At 64.2% G+C, this 20,581-nt stretch carries 12 protein-coding genes; 10 read left to right on the top strand and 2 right to left on the bottom strand.

Translation table 11 applies throughout. The features are described 5' to 3' along the window. Positions 1-49: 49 nt before the first annotated feature. From secA to LXM94_RS19685, 4 genes are all read left to right on the top strand, one after another. A complete protein-coding gene (secA, locus tag LXM94_RS19700) occupies positions 50-2,740 on the top strand; it encodes a preprotein translocase subunit SecA (RefSeq protein ID WP_235773168.1) in 2,691 nt (896 codons plus the stop codon). 200 nt (positions 2,741-2,940) lie between these two features. Beyond that, positions 2,941-3,744, top strand: coding sequence for a protein-L-isoaspartate O-methyltransferase family protein (locus LXM94_RS19695; protein WP_329605632.1), 804 nt, complete (start codon positions 2,941-2,943; stop codon positions 3,742-3,744). A 172-nt stretch (positions 3,745-3,916) separates the two neighbouring features. After that, on the top strand, positions 3,917-5,317 hold the full coding sequence (locus LXM94_RS19690) for an oligosaccharide flippase family protein (protein ID WP_235773166.1): 1,401 nt from the start codon (positions 3,917-3,919) through the stop codon (positions 5,315-5,317). 18 nt (positions 5,318-5,335) lie between these two features. Next, the gene (locus LXM94_RS19685) at positions 5,336-6,613 is read left to right on the top strand and encodes a GNAT family N-acetyltransferase (RefSeq protein WP_235773165.1); all 1,278 of its coding nucleotides are present in this window, start codon (positions 5,336-5,338) and stop codon (positions 6,611-6,613) included. A 7-nt stretch (positions 6,614-6,620) separates the two neighbouring features. Here LXM94_RS19685 and LXM94_RS19680 read toward each other — a convergent pair whose 3' ends face one another. After that, positions 6,621-8,279 carry an AMP-binding protein gene (locus LXM94_RS19680; RefSeq protein ID WP_235773164.1) on the bottom strand — a complete coding sequence of 553 codons (1,659 nt, stop codon included), beginning with the start codon at positions 8,277-8,279 and terminating at the stop codon, positions 6,621-6,623. Between the two features lie 195 nt (positions 8,280-8,474). Between LXM94_RS19680 and LXM94_RS19675 the strand changes: the two genes are divergently transcribed. From LXM94_RS19675 to clpB, 6 genes are all read left to right on the top strand, one after another. After that, positions 8,475-9,749 carry an aspartate kinase gene (locus tag LXM94_RS19675; protein WP_235773163.1) on the top strand — a complete coding sequence of 425 codons (1,275 nt, stop codon included), beginning with the start codon at positions 8,475-8,477 and terminating at the stop codon, positions 9,747-9,749. An 89-nt stretch (positions 9,750-9,838) separates the two neighbouring features. Then, positions 9,839-12,106, top strand: a complete 2,268-nt coding sequence (gene ptsP, locus LXM94_RS19670) for a phosphoenolpyruvate--protein phosphotransferase (RefSeq protein WP_235773162.1) — start codon at positions 9,839-9,841, stop codon at positions 12,104-12,106. A gap of 23 nt (positions 12,107-12,129) precedes the next feature. Further along, on the top strand, positions 12,130-13,209 hold the full coding sequence (gene prfA / locus LXM94_RS19665; protein ID WP_235773161.1) for a peptide chain release factor 1: 1,080 nt from the start codon (positions 12,130-12,132) through the stop codon (positions 13,207-13,209). Next, positions 13,209-14,078: a peptide chain release factor N(5)-glutamine methyltransferase gene (gene prmC, locus LXM94_RS19660; protein WP_235773160.1), complete on the top strand. Its 870-nt coding sequence runs from the start codon at positions 13,209-13,211 to the stop codon at positions 14,076-14,078. The genes prfA and prmC overlap by 1 nt, the downstream gene beginning before the upstream one ends. A gap of 332 nt (positions 14,079-14,410) precedes the next feature. Further along, positions 14,411-15,055: a DUF4167 domain-containing protein gene (locus LXM94_RS19655; RefSeq protein ID WP_235773159.1), complete on the top strand. Its 645-nt coding sequence runs from the start codon at positions 14,411-14,413 to the stop codon at positions 15,053-15,055. Positions 15,056-15,441: 386 nt separating this feature from the next. Then, positions 15,442-18,045 carry an ATP-dependent chaperone ClpB gene (gene clpB / locus LXM94_RS19650; RefSeq protein ID WP_235773158.1) on the top strand — a complete coding sequence of 868 codons (2,604 nt, stop codon included), beginning with the start codon at positions 15,442-15,444 and terminating at the stop codon, positions 18,043-18,045. 78 nt (positions 18,046-18,123) lie between these two features. On the opposite strand, the gene LXM94_RS19645 is transcribed toward clpB, so the two are convergent. Then, positions 18,124-20,073, bottom strand: coding sequence for a M23 family metallopeptidase (locus tag LXM94_RS19645; protein WP_235773157.1), 1,950 nt, complete (start codon positions 20,071-20,073; stop codon positions 18,124-18,126). Positions 20,074-20,581: the final 508 nt, after the last annotated feature.

The raw sequence follows: 20,581 nt of genomic DNA, 5'->3' as shown, positions 1-20,581 counted from the left end.
TTTGGGAACCGGAAACCGCAAACGGTACACCAAGGAAAGGACCATTCTGATGGTCAGTCTCGGCGGCTTCGCCCGCAAATTGTTCGGTTCCTCCAATGATCGCCGTATCCGCTCCTATCGACCCAAGGTCGATGAGATCAACGCGCTCGAAGCGGAAACGAAGGCCTTGTCGGACGAGCAGCTCGCGGCGAAGACGGCGGAGTTCCGCAAACAGCTCGCCGAAGGCAAGACGCTCGATGACCTTCTCGTCCCGGCATTCGCGGTCGCGCGCGAGGCGGCCGTGCGTGTGCTCGGGCTTCGCCCGTTCGACGTCCAGCTCATCGGCGGCATGATCCTTCATGACAAGGCGATCGCCGAAATGAAGACCGGCGAAGGCAAGACGCTGGTCGCGACGCTGCCGGTCTACCTCAACGCCCTTGCCGGCAAGGGCGTGCACGTCGTGACGGTCAACGACTACCTGGCGACACGTGACTCGGCGACGATGGGCAAGATCTACGGTTTTCTCGGGCTCACGACGGGCGTCATCGTCCATGGCCTCGACGACGACCAGCGCCGTGCAGCCTATGGCTGCGACATCACCTATGGCACGAACAACGAACTCGGCTTCGACTATCTGCGCGACAACATGAAGTACGACCGGGCGCAGATGGTGCAGCGTGGCCACTTCTATGCGATCGTCGACGAAGTGGATTCGATCCTCGTCGACGAAGCGCGTACGCCGCTCATCATCTCCGGCCCGCTCGACGACCGCTCCGATCTCTACGTGACGATCGACGCCTTCATCCCGATGCTGGACGAGAACGACTACGAAATCGACGAGAAGCAGCGCTCCGCCAATTTTTCCGAGGTCGGTACCGAGAAGCTCGAAAACCTGCTGCGGCAGGCGGGGCTGCTCAAGGGCGAATCCCTCTACGACGTCGAGAACGTCGCCATTGTCCACCACATCAACAATGCGCTGAAGGCCCACAAGCTTTTCACGCGCGACAAGGACTACATCGTCCGCAATGACGAGATCGTCATCATCGATGAGTTTACCGGCCGCATGATGCCGGGCCGGCGTTATTCCGAGGGCCAGCATCAGGCGCTCGAGGCCAAGGAAAAGGTAACGATCCAGCCCGAGAACCAGACGCTCGCCTCGATCACCTTCCAGAACTACTTCCGCATGTACAAGAAGCTCGCCGGCATGACGGGCACGGCGTCGACGGAAGCCGAGGAATTCGCCAACATCTACGGCCTCGATGTCGTGGAAGTCCCGACGAACCTGCCGATCCAGCGCATCGACGAGGACGACGAGGTCTACCGGACCGGCGAGGAAAAATACAAGGCGATTATCGCCGAGATCCGCGAGGCGAATTCGCGCGGCCAGCCGGTGCTGGTCGGTACCACCTCGATCGAAAAGTCCGAATATCTTGCCGAACGGCTGAAGATGTCGGGGTTCAAGGACTTTCAGGTGCTGAACGCACGCTACCATGAGCAGGAAGCCTATATCGTCAGCCAGGCCGGTGTTCCGGGGGCCGTCACGATCGCAACGAACATGGCCGGCCGCGGTACCGACATTCAGCTTGGCGGCAATCTCGAGATGCGGCTCGAGCGCGAATTGAACGACGTCGAGGACGAGGCGGCGCGCGAAGCAACGCGTGTTTCGGTCATCGCGGAGGTCAAGAAGCTCAAGGAGCAGGCGCTCGCCGCGGGCGGCCTCTACGTGCTCGCCACCGAGCGCCACGAGAGCCGGCGCATCGACAACCAGCTTCGCGGCCGCTCCGGCCGCCAGGGCGACCCGGGCCGCTCGAAATTCTTCCTGTCGCTGCAGGACGACCTGATGCGCATCTTCGGCTCCGACCGCATGGACGGCATGCTGCAGAAGCTCGGCCTGAAGGAGGGCGAGGCGATCGTCCATCCCTGGATCAACAAGGCGCTGGAGCGTGCCCAGAAGAAGGTCGAGGCACGAAACTTCGATATCCGCAAGAATTTGCTTAAATACGACGACGTGCTGAACGATCAGCGCAAGGTGATCTTCGAGCAGCGCCTCGAGCTGATGGATGCCGAATCCATCAGCGAGACCGTCGAGGACATGCGCCACGAGGTGATCGAGAACCTGGTGAAACTCCATATTCCCGAACGTGCCTATGCCGAACAGTGGGACGTCGCCGGCCTCAAGGCTGGGGTCCAGCAGTATCTCAATCTCGACCTGCCGATCGAAGCCTGGGCGGCGGAGGAAGGTATCGCCGAAGACGACATTCTCCGGCGCATCACAGACGCGGCCGAAAAGGCTGCGGCTGATCGCGCGGAGCGTTTCGGGCCGGAGATCATGGCCTATGTCGAGAAGTCGATCGTGCTCCAGACGATCGATCACCTGTGGCGCGAGCACATCGTGAACCTCGATCATCTGCGTTCGGTCATCGGCTTCCGCGGCTATGCGCAGCGCGACCCGCTGCAGGAGTACAAATCCGAAGCCTTCGAGCTCTTCCAGGCCCTTCTCGCAAATCTGCGCCAGACCGTGACGGGTCAGCTGATGCGCGTCGAGCTCGTGCGCGAGGCGGCTCAGGCGCCGGAGCCAGCGCTGCCGGTCATGGAAGGCCACCATATCGACGGGACGACGGGCGAGGACGATTTCGCGGAGGGCGCGGACCGCAACCCGGCCGATCCCGCAACCTGGGGGCGCGTTGCGCGCAACGAGCCGTGCCCTTGCGGTTCCGGCAAGAAGTACAAGCACTGCCACGGCGCCTTCGAGCAGGTCTGAACAGGCTCCCTGTTCAGACCCGGCCTTGAATGAAACCTGGGCAGAAGCGCCGCACGGATCCGATGCGGGCCTTGCGTCGATGGCTGCCTGAATGAGACCATCGGCCATGTCCCCTGGCGGGATCCGTCTGTGAGGCCGAGCCCATGGCCAGAAGTCGCCGTGCCAGTCTGAACGAAGTCCGCAGCTTCTATGCACGGATGATGGCGGCAGCCAGCAATTCCGTCGACCCTCGTTTCGAGCGCATCGTCGAACTGGTGCCGCGAGAGGCCTTTCTCGGGCCGGGGCCGTGGCGGATCACGGTAAACCGGCGCCATCTCCAAACTCCCAGTGCCGATCCCGCCTACATCTACCAAAACGTGCTCGTTGCGCTCGATGCTGAAAAGGGCATCAACAATGGCGAACCTTTCCTTCACGCGGCCTGGATGGGCGCTGCGCAGCCCGGGCCGGGCGACACCATCGTCCATGTCGGCGCGGGATCAGGATACTACACAGCTCTGCTGGCGATGTTCGCCTTGCCGGGCGGCAGCGTCAGCGCGTTCGAAATCGACGACGGTCTCGCCCGTCGCGCGCGGCAAAACCTCGAACCGTTTGCGAATGCAGCGGTCGTTGAGGGCGATGCAACCGCCTTGCCCCTTCCGGAATGCGATCTGATCTATGTCAACGCCGGCGTTGTCGCGCCTCCGGTCTCATGGCTCAAGGCGCTGCGTCCCGGCGGCCGCATCATCCTTCCCTGGCAACCGCTCGACTGGATCGGCCTTGCCCTGCTGATCGTCCGCAAGAAGGCGGGGTTCACGGTCAGGCCGTTGATGTCGTCGTGGTTCATTCCCTGTATCGGCGCGTCGGATGCCGGGCAGTGCAGCAAGGCACCGAACGCGGCGGAAGCCCGGTCCATCCGATCGCTGTGGCTAACGGCGGAGCGACCGCCGGACGAAACCGCCGTCGCGATCTATCGGGACGTGTGGTTTTCGCGAGCAGGTTCCGGGGACGACATAAGGCTGACATAGGCCAGACCTCGAAGCATTGTGCTGACGGGAGCGACGTCGCCGGTTCTGCGCGGAGATGAGGGCAGTGCGTGGGGCACGCAGGTCGCCCATTCTTTGCGTCCTAACCCTTTGTTCACCCTGTTCTGGCATGACTTGAGCATCTGGTTCTGCGTAGCGTACGGGTCGCGTGTTCATGGCCATCATCCAATCGGCGGAGAGACTGCTGCCCGACGGGCTTCGCCGCCGCGTTGGGCCACTCGCCGAGCGCGCGGCCGGCCTGCTGAAGGGTAGCACCCCCCAGGTGCAGGCGCAGCGCATGGCGCTGGTCACCTTCGCGATCCGCGTGCTCAGCGCGGCCATTGCCTTCATCTCCCAGATCGTGCTCGCCCGGATGATGGGCGAATTCGAATACGGCATCTTCGTCTTCATCTGGGTGCTGGTGGTCATCTTCGGCAACCTGTCCTGCCTCGGGTTCCACACGGCGGTCATCCGCTTCATGCCGCAGTACAACGCGCGCCGGGCGCTCGACGAAATCCGGGGTCTGGCCTCCGCCGCCCGCATTTTTGCGATGGTTTCGGCGAGCCTGGTCGCAATCGCGGGGTTGGCCGGCCTGCTGTTCTTCGGCGACCGGATCGAGGGCTACTATCTCGTGCCGCTCTATCTCGGCATTTTCTGCCTGCCGATGGTGGCGCTCGGCGATGTGCTTGAGGGCACCGCGCGGGCGCACAGCTGGGCCGTGATGGCCCTGAGCCCGACCTATATTACGCGGCCGTTGCTGATCCTCGCCTTCATGATCGGCGCGGTTCTCGCCGGTGCGCCGAATACGGCGCAGACAGCCATGGTCGCAGCACTTGCCGCGACCTATGTCACGACGGTGAGCCAGTTCTTCAACGTCGCACGGCGGCTGCGCATCGAATACGATCATGGACCGCGCCGGCTGGAATTCGGCCTGTGGATCAAGGTCGCGCTGCCGATCTTCCTGATCGAGGGCTTCGGTTTCCTGCTCACGAATTCGGACGTCATCGTCGTCGGCCTCTATCTCGATCCGGACAGCGTCGCGATCTACTTCGCCGCGGCGAAAACGATGGCGCTGGTTCATTTCGTGATGTTCTCTGTCAAGGCGGCGGCCGCGCCGCGGTTCTCGAGCCTGTTCGCGCGGGGCGACCGGGAGGGCCTGGCGCAGTTTGCGCAGCAGACCGTGAAGTGGAGCTTCTGGCCGTCGTTCGCTGTCGGACTCGCCATGTTGCTTGTCGGCAACTTCCTGCTGTCGCTGTTCGGACCGGCCTTCACGGCCGGCTACGAGCTGATGGTGATCCTGCTCGTCGGTATCCTTGCCAAGGCCATGGTCGGCCCGGGAGAGGTGCTGCTCACCATGGCGGGCGAGCAGAAGCTCTGCATGCTGCTCTATGGTGTCGCACTCGCCATCAATATCGCCCTGAACGTGACGCTGATCCCCGCTTACGCACTTGACGGCGCAGCTTTTGCAACGGCGGGCGCAATGATCTTCGAAGCACTGATGCTGTTCGTCGTGGTTCGGCACAAGCTCGGCATAACGCTCTTTGCACTTTCGCGTCAGCGAACGAAGGCGGAGTGAGGGATGGAGAGGGAGCACATGGTCGATCTTTCGCAGAACCCGGATATCGCGCGGTCGCGGCCGCCGCTCGCTGGCGCTGTTGCCGCTGCGGCTTTCGACGTCATTGAGCCCGCCGCGGAACTGCGCCTCGCCGTCGGCCGTCCCGGCCGGTCGCTCTGCATCTATCCTGCGGTTGCCGGATACGATTTGCAGCAGGAACTCGATTTCCTCTCCAACCGTGCCATCGAGCCGAATGTCTTCTTTACCGGCCGATTTCTTGCTCCCGCGATGCCGCGGCTGGAAGACCGCACTGTCCGGCTCGCCCTCATCCGAGACGAGAACGAACACCGCAGTCGCATACGCTTCCTGATGCCGTTTTCCGTTGAGAAGCCCGGATTCTCGATCGGTGCCAGCATTCTGCGCGCGTGGTCCAATCCCTTCGGTCCGCTCGGCACGCCGCTGGTCGATGCCGAGGAGGCGGCCGAGACGATCGACAACCTGCTCGACGTGCTCGGAGCGGGGCACAGCGGGCTGCCGGCGATCGTCGTCCTGCCGGACCTGCGTCTCGACGGTGCCTTCGCGAAGCTGATCCGTGCGGTCGCCATCGGCCGCAACCTGCCGCTCACCGTCACGGACACCTATAGCCGGCCGATGCTGGAGAGCCTGCTGGACGGCCAGACCTATCTGCAGAATGCGATCGCTCCCCCGCATTTCCGCGAATTGCGCCGCCAGTGGCGCAAGCTCGACGCGCTTGGTGAACTTACCTACAACGTCGCACGCCAGCCAGCGGAGATCCGCATGCGCATGGAGGAGTTCCTGCTGCTGGAAGCGAGCGGCTGGAAGGGACGAGGCCGTTCCGCGATGATCAACGACCGCTACCGTGCCGCCTTTGCTCGCGAGGCCGTCACGAATCTCGCCGAGACCGACGGCGTGCGCATCCATACGCTCGATCTTGACGGCAAGGCGATTGCTTCCATGGTTGTCTTCCTGTCCGGCGGTGAGGCCTATACCTGGAAAACCGCCTACAATGAGGACTTCGCGAAATATTCGCCCGGCAAGCTGCTGGTCGCGGAACTGACCGAATGGCACCTCGACGACGCCAATATCGTGCGATCCGACTCCTGTGCCGTGCCGGATCATCCGGTGATGAGCCGATTCTGGGAGGAGCGCGAGGAGATGGGGACGCTCGTGATCGGCCTCAGGCAGAACCTCGACCGAGACGTCCGCCAGGCGGCCGCACAGCTCCATCTCTACCGCAACACGCGCAACGTCGCCCGTCTGCTGCGCGACAAGATCCGCGCGCTCGCCCGCCGGTGAGCAAGGTCTAGGATGCCTTGCCCGCCGCGGATTCCGCACGAGCCTCCGCGATCGCCCTTTCACGCAGCATGCGGCGGATGATCTTGCCGGAGGTCGTCAGCGGGATGCTGTCGACGAAGGCGACCTCGCGGGGATATTCGTGCATCGAGAGGCGGTGCTTGACCCATTGGCCGATCTCGGCGCCCAGCGCAGGGCTTCCCGCATGACCTTCCGCCAGCACGACATAGGCCTTGACGATTTCGGTTCGGACGGGATCGGGCTTGCCGACGACGGCGGCCAGGCGAACCGCCGGATGACCGGCCAGGCAATCCTCGACCTCGCTCGGACCGATCCGGTAGCCGGATGAGGTGATGACGTCGTCGTCGCGGCCGAAGAAGGTGACATAACCTTCCGCGTCCATCCGTCCGAGGTCACCCGTCGTCATCCAGTCGCCGATGAACTTGGCTTCCGTCGCCCTTTCGTTCTTCCAGTAACCGAGGAACATCACCGGGTCAGGGCGGCGGATGGCGATCTGGCCGATCTCGCCTGCAGGCAGTTCGCGGCCGTCGCCGTCGATGATCGCGACCACATGGCCCGGCACCGCCTTGCCGATGGGGCCGGGACGGGACACGCCGAGCTTGCCGATCGAGCCGATGACGATGTTGCATTCCGTCTGGCCGTAGAATTCGTTGACCGTGATGCCGAGTGCCGCGCGCGCCCATTCCCAGGTTTCGCGGCCGAGCGCCTCGCCGGCGGTCCCGATCGTGCGCAGGTTCAGCCGGTATTTCTCGCGGGGACGCTCCACGCTTTTCATGAGCCGCAGGGCCGTCGGCGGAATGAAGGCGTTGCGGACGTCCATTTCCTCCATGATCCGATAGGCCGTGTCGGCGTCGAACTTCTGTCCCGGCGACGATACCACCGGGACACCCAGCAGCAGTGCCGGCAGCAGCGCGTTCAGCAGGCCGCCGGCCCAGGCCCAGTCGGCGGGCGTCCAGACACAGTCGCCCGGCTGCGGCAGGAATTCGTGATGCATCTGGAAACCGGGCACATGGCCGAGCAGCACCCGATGGCCGTGCAGGGCGCCCTTTGGCGGTCCCGTCGTCCCGGAGGTGTAGATCATCAGCGCGGGGTCGTCGGGGGTGCTGTCGACCACTTCGAACGAGGCCGCATCCTCCCGCAGCATTGTTTCGAAAGAGGTGGTTCCGGGCTCCTCCGCGTCGGTCAGGACGACGAGAGAAAGGTCCGGCAGAGTGTCGGAAACCGCCTTCAGGCGGGCGAAGCCGAAGGCGTTGGTCACGACGGCCCGCGCGCCGGAATCGCGCAGCCGGTAACCGAGAGCCTCTGCGCCGAAGAGGAGCGCGAGCGGCAACGCAACGGCCCCCATCTTGTAGGCCGCGACATGTGTCGTTGCCGCCTCGAAACCCTGCGGCAGCAGGATGGCGACACGGTCGCCCGGCCTTATGCCGCGGGAGGTCAGCGCCGTAGCGAGGGAAGCCGAGCGGTCAGCGAGTTCGCCATAGGTCATCGATCGGTGATCGCCCAGCGGGCTGAAATGCCGAAGGCAGATGCGGTCCGGTGCGCGGGCGGCCCATTCGTCGGCGACCGCGCGGCCGATGTTGAAAAAGGACGGGATCGACCAGGTGAAATCCCGATAGAGGCTTTCGTAGGTATTGCTTTCGGTAAGCATCGGCGGTCGCGTCCTTTCCCGCCGCACCTAACACCCGTTCGCACCCGCACACAATCGTTTCTGCACCGCGGCGGCGCCGCGCCCACGGCTGCCAGCCTGTCGGGGCGGCCGCCATTGCGCCCGCCCCGGTGATCCGCTAAGAGAGCCCGCGACTTTTCCCGCGCATACGCGATCATTCAGTATCGGTAGACATTCATGGCACGCATCGTGATGAAATTCGGCGGAACCTCCGTCGCTGACCTGGACCGCATCCACAATGTCGCCCGCCATGTGAAACGTGAAGTCGACGCCGGCCACGAGGTCGCTGTCGTGGTCTCCGCCATGTCCGGCAAGACCAACGAACTGGTCGCCTGGGTGCAGGGCATGCCGAAGGCGACCGGCGCCAACACGCCGTTCTTCGACGCGCGCGAATACGACGCGGTCGTCGCTTCCGGCGAGCAGGTGACGTCCGGCCTGCTGGCGATCGCCTTGCAGTCGATGGGCATCAATGCGCGCTCCTGGCAGGGCTGGCAGATCCCGATCCGCGCCGACAATGCGCACGGCGCGGCGCGCATCATGGACATCGACGGTTCCGACATCATCCGCCGCATGGGAGAGGGGCAGGTTGCCGTCGTCGCCGGCTTCCAAGGCCTTGGCCCGGACAACCGTATCGCGACGCTCGGGCGCGGCGGTTCGGATACCTCGGCGGTCGCGATCGCCGCCGCCGTCAGGGCCGACCGCTGCGACATCTATACGGACGTCGACGGGGTCTACACGACCGATCCCCGCATCGAGCCGAAGGCCAGACGCCTGAAGAAGATCGCCTTCGAGGAAATGCTCGAAATGGCCTCGCTCGGCGCCAAGGTGCTGCAGGTCCGTTCGGTCGAGCTCGCGATGGTCCACAAGGTGCGCACCTTCGTGCGTTCGTCTTTCGAGGATCCCGATGCGCCGGGCATGGGCGATCTTCTGAACCCGCCCGGTACGCTGATTTGTGATGAGGAAGAGATCGTGGAACAGGAAGTCGTAACCGGCATCGCCTATGCCAAGGATGAAGCGCAGATTTCACTCCGGCGCGTCGCCGACCGGCCGGGCGTGTCGGCTGCGATCTTCGGCCCGCTCGCCGAGGCCCACATCAATGTGGACATGATCGTCCAGAACATCTCCGAGGATGGTTCGAAGACCGATATGACCTTCACGGTTCCCTCGGGCGATGTCGAGAAGGCCATCAGGGTTCTGGAAGGGGCGAAGGAGAAAGTCGGTTTCGACGTGATCCAGCACGAATCAGGGCTGGTCAAGGTTTCGGTCATCGGTATCGGCATGCGCAGTCATGCCGGCGTGGCCGCGTCCGCTTTCCGGGCACTTGCCGAAAAAGGCATCAACATCAAGGCGATCACCACATCGGAAATCAAGATTTCAATCCTGATCGACGGTGCTTATGCGGAACTCGCGGTTCGGACTTTGCATTCCGTCTACGGTCTGGATAAGAAGTAAGTCACGCGCCATTCGCTGCCGTTTGCCTCACCCGCCGGCGCGGCTGGCGCCGTTGGGGTAACGTCTAATTCTCGGGGAGACGCCACGCGATGAGAGATCTCTCGGCGGGTCCGCGCGTCCTTTTGAAGCGACTGCGCGAGCTGATGGCGGAGCCGCTCGAGCCGCAGGAGCGCCTTGACCAGATCGTTCGGCAGATCGCGCAGAACATGGTCGCGGAGGTCTGCTCGGTCTATGTGCTGCGCTCGGACGGCGTTCTCGAGCTCTATGCGACGGAAGGTCTCAATCCCGACGCCGTGCATCTGGCACAGTTGAAGATGGGCCAGGGCCTTGTCGGCACGATTGCCGCGTCCGCCCGGCCATTGAACCTGTCCGATGCCCAGTCGCATCCCGCCTTCACCTACCTGCCGGAAACGGGCGAGGAGATCTACCACTCCTTCCTCGGCGTTCCTATCTTGCGCACGGGGCGGGCGCTCGGCGTTCTCGTCGTGCAGAACAAGGCGAGCCGCACCTACCGCGAGGACGAGGTGGAGGCGCTCGAGACGACGGCGATGGTCATCGCTGAAATGGTAGCGACCGGTGAACTGAAGAAAATCACGAAGCCAGGCCTGGAACTCGATCTTTCGCGTCCCGTGACGATTGACGGCGCGAGCTTCGGCGAGGGCATCGGTCTCGGCTATGTCGTGCTGCACGAACCGCGCATCGTCGTCACGAACCTGCTTGCCGACGATTCCGAGCACGAGCTCGGACGTCTCGCCGAAGCGCTCGGCAGCCTGCGCATCTCGATCGACGACATGCTGTCGCGGCGGGACGTGCCGATGGAGGGCGAGCACCGCGAGGTGCTGGAAACCTACCGCATGTTTGCGCATGACCGCGGCTGGGTGCGCAAACTCGAAGAGGCGATCCGCAACGGTCTCACCGCGGAGGCTGCGGTCGAGCGGGTGCAGAGTGAGACGAAGGCACGGATGATCCGCCTCACGGATCCCTACCTGCGTGAGCGCATGCACGATTTCGACGATCTTGCCAACCGCCTGCTGCGCCAGCTGACGGGCTACGGCGCCAAGCTTTCCGCGAGCAGCTTCCCGAACGACGCCATCGTCGTGGCGCGCGCCATGGGTGCGGCCGAACTGCTCGACTATCCGCGCGCCAATGTGCGCGGCCTCGTCCTGGAGGACGGTGCGGTGACGAGCCATGTCGTCATCGTGGCGCGGGCCATGGGAATTCCGGTGGTCGGCCAGGCGGCCGGTGCGGTGGCGCTCGCGGAAAACGGCGATTCCATCATCATCGACGGGGACGATGCCAAGGTGCATCTGCGGCCGCTTCCCGACCTGCAGCGCTCCTACGAGGAGAAGGTCCGCTTCCGGGCGCGGCGCCAGGAGCAGTACCGGGCGCTGCGCGCCGTCGAGCCCATCACCAAGGATGGCAAGGCGATCAATCTGCAGATGAACGCGGGCCTCATCGTCGACCTGCCGCACCTGAACGAATCGGGGGCCTCCGGAATTGGCCTGTTCCGGACGGAGCTCCAGTTCATGATCGCCTCGACGATGCCGAAGGCCGAGGAACAGGAGGCGTTTTATCGAACCGTGCTGAAGCAGGCGGGCGGACGCCCCGTGACGTTCCGCACGCTCGACATCGGCGGTGACAAGGTCGTACCCTATTTCCGCGCCGCGGAGGAAGAGAACCCGGCGCTCGGCTGGCGGGCGATCCGCCTGTCGCTCGACCGGCCGGGGCTGCTGCGCACGCAGTTGCGCGCCATGCTGCGGGCCACTGCCGGCGAGGAACTGCGCCTGATGCTGCCGATGGTGACGGAGGTTTCAGAGCTCAGGGAAATCAGGGGCCTTCTCCAGAAGGAGATCCAGCGCCAGTCGAAAATCGGCGAGCAGCTGCCGCGCAAGCTGCAGTTCGGCGCCATGCTCGAAGTGCCGGCCCTTTTGTGGCAGCTCGACGAGCTGATGGCAGAGGTCGACTTCGTCTCGGTCGGCTCGAACGACCTCTTCCAGTTCGCGATGGCCGTGGATCGCGGCAATGCCCGCGTGGCGGATCGCTTCGACCTGCTGGGGCGGCCCTTCCTCCGGATGCTGCGCGACATCGTCCGGGCCGGCCTGCGCAACGACACGCCGGTTACGCTGTGCGGCGAGATGGCCGGCAAGCCCATTTCCGCCATGGCGCTCATCGGCATCGGTTTCCGGTCCGTCTCCATGTCGCCGGCGGCGATCGGACCGGTAAAATCCATGCTCCTGTCGCTCGACGCGGGCAAGCTTGCCGCCGTCCTCGAGCCGGCGCTCGACGACACGGCGCCGACCGTGGCGATCCGACAGCTCCTGACGGACTTCGCCGCCGACAACGGCATTCCCCTCTAGCACACGAAATTTGGAGTCGAACGGTGGCGAAGCTTCCGGTGGAAAAGATGCGCGAACTCGAACGTCGTTTCGGCGAGGTCGAGGCACGCATGTCGGCCGGCCCGGATTCGGAAACCTATGTGCGGCTTGCCTCGGAATATGCCGAACTTCAGCCGGTCGTGACAAAGATTCGCGAGCACCAGAGGACGGAGACGGAAATCGCCGATCTGGAAGCAATGCTCGCCGACAAGTCCATCGATCGCGAGATGCGCGAACTGGCCGAGATCGAGTTGCCGGATCTCAGGGGCCGCATCGAAGTTCTGGAGAGGGAGATGCAGGTGCTGCTCCTTCCGAAGGATGCCGCCGACGAAAAGAGTGCCATCCTCGAGATCCGGGCCGGCACCGGCGGTTCGGAGGCGGCTCTCTTCGGCGGCGACCTTTTCCGCATGTATGAGCGCTTTGCCGCAGCGAACGGATGGAAGGTCGAGGTGCTTTCCGCGAGCGAGGGCGAAGCCGGCGGCTACAAGGAAATCATCGCCTCGATCACCGGGCGTGGCGTCTTCGCGAAGCTGAAGTTCGAGTCGGGTGTGCATCGCGTGCAGCGCGTGCCGGAAACCGAGGCGGGCGGGCGGATCCACACCTCGGCCGCGACCGTCGCCGTGCTGCCGGAAGCCGAAGAGATCGACATCGAAATCCGTCCCGAGGACATTCGCATCGACACGATGCGATCGTCGGGCGCGGGCGGCCAGCACGTCAATACCACCGACTCCGCCGTGCGGATCACGCATCTTCCGACCGGTCTCGTGGTGACGAGTTCGGAAAAGTCGCAGCACCAGAACCGCGCCAAGGCGATGCAGGTCCTGCGGTCGCGCCTTTTCGACATGGAACGCCAGAAGGCCGACAGCGAGCGATCCGCCGACCGCAAGAGCCAGGTCGGTTCGGGCGACCGCTCCGAGCGCATCCGCACCTACAACTTTCCGCAGGGGCGTGTCACCGACCACCGCATCAACCTGACGCTCTACAAGCTGGACCGCATGATGGAAGGGGAGATCGACGAGGTTGTCGATGCGCTTCTCGCCGACCACCAGGCCGGCCTGCTCGCGCAACTCGGCGGGCAGGACTGATGACCGTCACACTCGGCGAGATCGTGGCACGCAGCCGCCGGCGTCTCACGGAGAGCGGCATTGCCGATGCGGCACGGGAAGCACGCTTGCTGATCGGAGGACTGCTGGAGATCGACGCGACGGCCTTCATCACCGGTGAGGGCCGTATCCTGTCGGCGGACGATGCATCCCGGGTCGACGACGCGATTCGCCGTCGGACCGATCGCGAACCGATATTCCGCATTCTCGGACGCCGGCCGTTTTTGCGGCTGGTGCTGGAGCTTTCACCGGAGACGCTTGAGCCGAGGCCCGATACCGAGCTCCTGGTGGAGCGGCTCGTACCGGTCGCCCGGGAGACGGTCGCGCGCCAAGGCCGCTGCCGGGTTCTCGATCTCGGCACAGGCACGGGCGCCATCCTGCTCGCGCTCGCCGACATGGTGCCCGGCGTTTCGGGCATCGGTACGGATATTGCGCGCGGGGCCCTTGAAACCGCGGCGCGGAACGCCGATCTCAACGGTGTCGCCGATCGAGTAACGTTCCTCGAAAGTGACTGGTTCTCCAGGATCGACAGCCGATTCGACGTGATTGTCTCGAACCCGCCTTATATCGCGGCCCCCGTCATCGAGACGCTGGCGGATGAGGTGCGCCGCTTCGATCCGCGTCGTGCACTGGACGGCGGTGCGGACGGGCTCGATGCCTACCGGTCGATTGCTGCCGGGGCCAGGGAACATCTGGAAAAGGATGGCACGCTTGCGCTCGAGATCGGCTTCGACCAGAGGCACTCCGTTTCTGCGCTCATGGAGGCCGAAGGTTTCCTGTTTGAGGACGCATTGCGGGATCTCGGAGGCAATGACCGCGTTCTTGTGTTCAGCGCCGGCCCGAAGCGATGATTTGTTGCGCCGCTCGGGTTCTTTGCGGGCGCTCAAAGAAAAGGCTTGGAATTGTCGGTGAAGCGGGATAGGGTCGGGCACGCGCTGGGCAAGAGGTCATACGCCAGAGATTCGTTCTTGTATGGCCCGATCGCGGGGGTTGCTCTCTCGACAGAGTTGCTAGGGTTTAAGACTGCCCTGTGCGGGAACCTGTTAATTTGACGTCTCTTAGGCGACGGGACCACCCGATGATGTGGTGGCGGTTGCCTGCGAGCACAGCTTGATCCGGCATGTCCCGGTCAGGCGCGCAGACACATGATCATCACGACAAACAGACTTCAGGTGAGTGAAATATGAGGCCAGGACAGCAAAACAAGCGCGGCCGTGGGCGTAACAACAACAATAACAACAGTAACAATAACAACAACAATAACCACCGCAAGGGTGGCAACCCGCTGACGCGGACCTACGACAGTTCGGGTCCGGATGTGAAGATCAGGGGCACGGCGCAGCACGTTGCCGAGAAATATGCGGCGCTTGCCCGCGATGCCCAGAGCTCCGGCGACCGGGTCATGGCGGAGAACTATCTGCAGCATGCGGAGCACTATAACCGCATCATCCTGTCAGCCCAGGCTCAGATGCAGGAGCGCTACCAGCGTGACGACCGCGGCAACGATTTTGCGGACCGCGATGGTTTTGACCGGGACGAGGATGGGATCGACACGGTTGCCGATGAACCGGTCGCGCCGGTCGTGGCGGCGGAACAGCCGCAGCCTGCCGTGATCGACGGTTCCGGGCCGCAGCCCGTGATCGAGGGCACCCCGGCGGAGGTCTCGATGGAAGAGGAAGCGTCCGCCGGCACCGCGCCACGCGGGCAGCAGTCCCGTCGCCGCAACGCCTCGCGTCCGCGCCGCACCCGTCGCGGCGAAGGCCAGCAAGCAGGCGAAGACCAGGATCCGGCCGGCGACCAGCCCATTCTTGAGGCGGCTTCTGAATAAGCAAGCGGCCCCCCATCGGTACGAATGAAAAACCCGGCCTTGCGCCGGGTTCGTCATTTGTGCAGTGCCGGCGAGGCGGGCGGCTCTGGTGATGCCATTGCGACCTGGAACCGAAAGCGCAACGAGGCTGTTGCATGGTGTTTGCACCGGCGTCGCTGACCGCCGGTCTCCATCTCCGCATCCGGCCAATATCATCAGCATGGCCGATACAAATCCGCTGCACAAAACACTTTAATTCCCGATGTCCCGCCCCCATATTCGGCCGGATTGATTGATACAGCCCAAAGCTGCGTCAATCCTCGTATGCCAGGCTTGCCGTCACGGGAGCCTGATCCTGAACCGTCGACCGGCGCCTCAAAGGGCCGGTCGAGCTATGGAGGTAGAGTATGAACATCGAGAAATATTCCGAGCGGGTGCGCGGCTTCCTGCAGTCGGCCCAGACGCATGCCCTGGCCGAGGGCCATCCGCAGTTCACGCCCGAGCATGTCCTGAAGGTTCTGCTCGACGACGAGCAGGGCATGGCTGCGTCGCTCATCGAGCGGGCCGGCGGCAGTGCCAAGGAAGCGCGCCTTGCCAACGGCACCGCCCTTGCCAAATTGCCGAAGGTGTCCGGCGGCAATGGTCAGGTCTACCTGTCCCAGCCTTTGGCGAAGGTGTTTTCCACCGCCGAGGATGCCGCGAAGAAGGCCGGCGACAGCTTCGTAACCGTCGAACGGCTGCTTCTGGCGCTTGCGATCGAGACATCCGCCGCGACGGCCGACATCCTGGCAAAGGCCGGCGTGACGCCGTCGAAGCTCAACCAGGTCATCAACGACATTCGCAAGGGCCGCACCGCCGACACGGCGAGCGCGGAGCAAGGCTTCGATTCCCTGAAGAAATTCGCCCGTGACCTGACCGCCGATGCCCGTGAAGGCAAGCTCGACCCCGTCATCGGCCGCGACGACGAGATCCGCCGTACGATCCAGGTTCTGTCGCGCCGCACCAAGAACAACCCGGTTCTCATCGGCGAACCCGGCGTTGGCAAGACGGCTATCGCCGAAGGACTCGCTCTGCGCATCGTCAATGGCGACGTGCCCGAGAGCCTGAAGGACAAGAAGCTCATGGCGCTCGACATGGGCGCGCTGATCGCCGGCGCGAAATACCGCGGCGAATTCGAGGAGCGTCTGAAGGCGGTGCTGTCGGAGGTCCAGGCCGAGGCCGGCGAGATCATTCTGTTCATAGACGAGATGCACACGCTGGTCGGGGCCGGCAAGGCGGAGGGGGCGATGGACGCCTCGAACCTCCTGAAGCCGGCGCTTGCCCGCGGCGAGTTGCACTGCGTCGGTGCGACGACGCTCGACGAATACCGCAAGCATGTCGAGAAGGACGCCGCGCTCGCCCGCCGGTTCCAGCCGGTGATGGTGGACGAGCCGACCGTCGAGGATACGATCTCGATCCTGCGCGGCCTCAAGGAGAAATACGAGCAGCACCACAAGGTGCGCATCGCCGACGCGGCGCTGGTCGCGGCAGCGACGCTGTCGAACCGCTACATCACCGACCGGTTCCTGCCGGACAAGGCCATCGACCTGATGGACGAGGCGGCGTCGCGGCTGCGGATGCAGGTCGATTCCAAGCCGGAGGAACTGGACGAGCTCGACCGGCGCATCATCCAGCTGAAGATAGAGCGCGAGGCCCTGAAGAAGGAGACTGACCGCGCGTCACAGGATCGGCTTGAAAAGCTTGAGCTGGACCTCGCCTCACTCGAGGAGCAGGCCGATGCGCTGACCGCACGCTGGCAGGCGGAGAAGTCCAAGCTTGGTCTCGCCGCCGACCTCAAGAAACAGCTCGAAGACGCACGCAATGAACTGGCGATCGCCCAGCGCAAGGGCGAGTTCCAGCGCGCCGGCGAGCTCGCCTATGGCGTGATCCCGAAGCTCGAGAAGGAGCTCGAAGAAGCCGAGGGACGCGACAGCAGCGACATCGACCCGATGGTGCAGGAAGTCGTCACCGCCGACAACATCGCCCATGTGGTTTCGCGCTGGACGGGCATCCCCGTGGACAAGATGCTGGAGGGCGAGCGCGACAAGCTCCTGCGCATGGAGGACGAACTCGCCAAGTGGGTGGTCGGCCAGGGTGACGCCGTCCAGGCGGTCTCCCGCGCCGTCCGCCGTGCGCGCGCCGGCCTGCAGGATCCGAACCGGCCGATCGGCTCGTTCATCTTCCTGGGTCCGACCGGCGTCGGCAAGACGGAACTCACCAAGGCGCTCGCCCGCTTCCTCTTCGACGACGAGGCGGCGATCCAGCGCATGGACATGTCGGAATATATGGAGAAGCACTCCGTCGCCCGGCTGATTGGTGCGCCTCCCGGCTATGTCGGTTACGAGGAGGGCGGTGCGCTCACCGAAGCGGTCCGCCGCCGGCCCTATCAGGTCGTGCTGTTCGACGAGATCGAGAAGGCGCATCCCGACGTCTTCAACGTGCTGCTGCAGGTGCTCGATGACGGCCGGCTGACCGATGGCCAGGGCCGTACCGTCGACTTCAGGAACACGATGATCATCATGACGTCGAATCTCGGCGCCGAATATCTGACGCAGCTCAGCGAAAACGAGGACAGCGAGACGGTGCGCGACCAGGTGATGGGTGTGGTGAAGGCCGCGTTCCGCCCGGAATTCCTCAACCGCGTCGACGAAATCATCCTGTTCCATCGCCTGCGACGTTCGGAGATGGGGGCCATCGTCGACATCCAGCTTGAACGCCTGCGCAAGCTTCTGGCCGACCGCAAGATCGTCATCGACCTCGACGAGGAGGCCGTGCACTGGCTGGCCGAGAAGGGCTACGACCCGGTCTACGGCGCGCGGCCCCTGAAGCGGGCGATCCAGAAGCACCTGCAGGACCCGCTCGCCGAGAAGATCCTGCAGGGCGATATCCCCGACGGTTCGGCGGTCAAGGTCACGGCAGGTTCGGACCGGCTGCTCTTCTCGCCGAAGCGGCTGATCGACAAGGCGGCCTGAACGGCGCGGCCGACAGTGGCGGCGGCGCGGACCTTCACGTTCGCGCCGCTCTTTTATCCTTCTGTCGGACCGGTCCCGTCAGTGTGTCGAGGCGACTTCGGCCTCGGCGCCGTCGCGGCCGAGAAGCGCATCGATGCGCTTGCGCTCCACCTCGAACTTCGCCAGCATCTCGCCTTCCAGCGATTTTCCGCCCGGCAGCCGGATCTTCAGCGGATCGACCTTGTTGCCGTTGACGATGAGTTCGTAGTGGAGGTGCGGGCCGGTCGATAGGCCCGTCGTGCCGACCCAGCCGATGACCTGGCCCTGACGCACTTCCGCGCCTGGCTTCAGGCCCTTGGCGATGGCGCTTTGGTGATTGTAGGAGGAGACGTAACCGTTGGCGTGCCTGATGAGGGTCTGGTTGCCGTAGCCGCCCGAATCCCAGCCGGCCTTCTCGACGGTGCCATTGCCGGCAGCGATGATCGGCGTGCCGCGCGGCGCCGACCAGTCGACGCCGGTATGCATGCGCGAGAAACCGAGAATCGGATGGCGCCGCATGCCGAAGCCCGAACGGAAGCGGCCGTTCGGCACGGGGTTGCGCAGCAGGAACTGCCGGATGCTCTTGCCCTCGGCGTCATAGTAGTCGATCGCCCCGTCTTCGGGGTTCTGGAAGCGGTAAACCCGTGTCTCGGTGTCGCCGAAGCGGGCGTTGATGAAGAGCAATTCGGAGTCGTCCGTCGCCAGGCCGTTTTCGTCCGTCACGGAGAAGAAGGCTTCCAGCGCGTCGCTCGGGCGCAGTTGCGCCTGGAAGTCGACATTGCTCGCCAGCACGCGGATGATCTCGGCCGTCATGTCGCTGCCCATGCCGTAGGAGAGCGCCGCACGATAGATGCCGTCATAGACGCGCGGCAAGTCGCGCCCCGCGATGATGGTCGGTCCGGTGTCGCTGTCGAAGGCGGAGGCGACCGCTGCGAGTTCGGCCGGTTCCGAGCCGCGCACGAAGCGCCCGTCGTCGTTAAGGGCGATGGTTGCCACATGACGGCCCCGGACGTAGACGCTGGCCCGCATGATGTCGGCCTGCTTGCCGCGCTGCACGATGCAGATCCGCAACACGTCACCCTGTGCGAGTTCGCGCCCGCCGATTTCTCGTTCGAGATAGGGCGCGAGATCGTCCGCCTGCGCCTTGCTGTAGCCGGCGGCGGTCATCGCGGCCGCGATGTCCTGGGGTTGGTGGATCGGTATCACGTCGTCGGCATATTCCGGATCGTCCGGCGTCAGGTTGTCATAGGCCGAGACGCTCATGTTCTCCTCGACGATGCGGGCGGTCAGGCCCTGCAGCAGGTCGAGGCTGGAATTTTCGGAGGCGAAGCGCTGCGGATCGACATAATAGAGCGAGGCGACCTGCGTGCTTCCGTCCGTCAGGACCGAGCCGTTGGTGCGGACATTCTCTTCCACCTCGTCGATCGACATCTGGTCGGAATAGTCGAGTGCCGAGCCGCCGGCCGGAAAGTCGCCGGTCTGCAACGCCACTTCCGATTCGACTTCCGACCCGTAGATGGTCCCGGTGCGCGACACGGGCTGGGCGTCGCGTCCGCTCGTCGCGAAGATCGCCAGCGGATCGAAGCGCGGGTAGTCCTCCGTCGCGACGTGGTTTGCCGCGAGCGCCATCTTCACATGGGCGAAGGGCTGGCGGCGGACGACTTCCTTCTCGCCGTCATGGATCATGGTGGACACTTCCATGATCCGCTTGTCGGACGGCTTGGCGACGAGGGTCGGCTCGATGACGCGCGCGCCGCGCTTGGCATTCTCGACCGGCGCTGCGGCGGGCGACAGGGAGGCATAGGCCTCGGCGGGAATGGCGAGCTGCTGGCGCCCGTCGAGGGCGGCGAAGAGGGCGACGCCCATCAGGATCGACGACGTGATGCCGGTGAGGAACGTGCCCGACAGCCAGCGCAAGGAAATCTCGCGCCGGTCCGGTGCCCTGCGACCGTCCGCCAGGATCGGCGGCTCGTTGCCGAGGGTGCGGATCATCTGCCTGTCGATCGTCATTCCGCCTGATCGGTCCATCATGCTGTCTGTATCGCGGCGGAAGATGCGCACGTTAGGGAACGCAAGTCAAATCCGCGAGGCTGTTCCACAGGCCCTCCAGCGTCTTGACGGCCGTATTGTGAAAATATGAGGGCAAAGCCGTGAAAATCGTCGACCCTGCCGGTGTTTCCCGAGATGGCTTGCGAGGAAACGTCCGGAATTCCAAGGTTCCCGCCGCCGGCATCGGATTTTTTCAAAAAAATGTCATGAAGCGCGTTGACATGGGGGGGCGATGGTTCTAGAACCCCGCTCACCAACGAGGGCGGCGGCGCTGCTGGCGACGGATGCACTCGCTCTGAGGTTTCCTGATTGGATGGGTTGTTTGACCGGGTCTGGTATTCGGTTTTGGCATCTTGTTTTGGGGCTTTGGATGTGACGGGACTTTATGGTTTCGTCAGTTATTTGACAATTGAAGATGGAAGAAAGAGAAACGTGGGCGGCGGAGTTTCGCGGACGGTCCGAGAGGGCT

The sequence above is a fragment of the Rhizobium alarense genome (genome assembly GCF_021555155.1).
GTDB lineage: Bacteria > Pseudomonadota > Alphaproteobacteria > Rhizobiales > Rhizobiaceae > Rhizobium_D > Rhizobium_D alarense.
This window is presented reverse-complemented; position numbering and strand designations above follow the sequence as displayed.

Coding starts and splice junctions, on each gene's coding strand:
- secA (WP_235773168.1), top strand. CDS start 50: ATGGTCAGTCTCGGCGGCTTCGCCCGCAAATTGTTCGGTTCCTCCAAT.
- LXM94_RS19695 (WP_329605632.1), top strand. CDS start 2,941: ATGGCGGCAGCCAGCAATTCCGTCGACCCTCGTTTCGAGCGCATCGTC.
- LXM94_RS19690 (WP_235773166.1), top strand. CDS start 3,917: ATGGCCATCATCCAATCGGCGGAGAGACTGCTGCCCGACGGGCTTCGC.
- LXM94_RS19685 (WP_235773165.1), top strand. CDS start 5,336: ATGGTCGATCTTTCGCAGAACCCGGATATCGCGCGGTCGCGGCCGCCG.
- LXM94_RS19680 (WP_235773164.1), bottom strand. CDS start 8,279: ATGCTTACCGAAAGCAATACCTACGAAAGCCTCTATCGGGATTTCACC.
- LXM94_RS19675 (WP_235773163.1), top strand. CDS start 8,475: ATGGCACGCATCGTGATGAAATTCGGCGGAACCTCCGTCGCTGACCTG.
- ptsP (WP_235773162.1), top strand. CDS start 9,839: ATGAGAGATCTCTCGGCGGGTCCGCGCGTCCTTTTGAAGCGACTGCGC.
- prmC (WP_235773160.1), top strand. CDS start 13,209: ATGACCGTCACACTCGGCGAGATCGTGGCACGCAGCCGCCGGCGTCTC.
- LXM94_RS19655 (WP_235773159.1), top strand. CDS start 14,411: ATGAGGCCAGGACAGCAAAACAAGCGCGGCCGTGGGCGTAACAACAAC.
- clpB (WP_235773158.1), top strand. CDS start 15,442: ATGAACATCGAGAAATATTCCGAGCGGGTGCGCGGCTTCCTGCAGTCG.
- LXM94_RS19645 (WP_235773157.1), bottom strand. CDS start 20,073: ATGACGATCGACAGGCAGATGATCCGCACCCTCGGCAACGAGCCGCCG.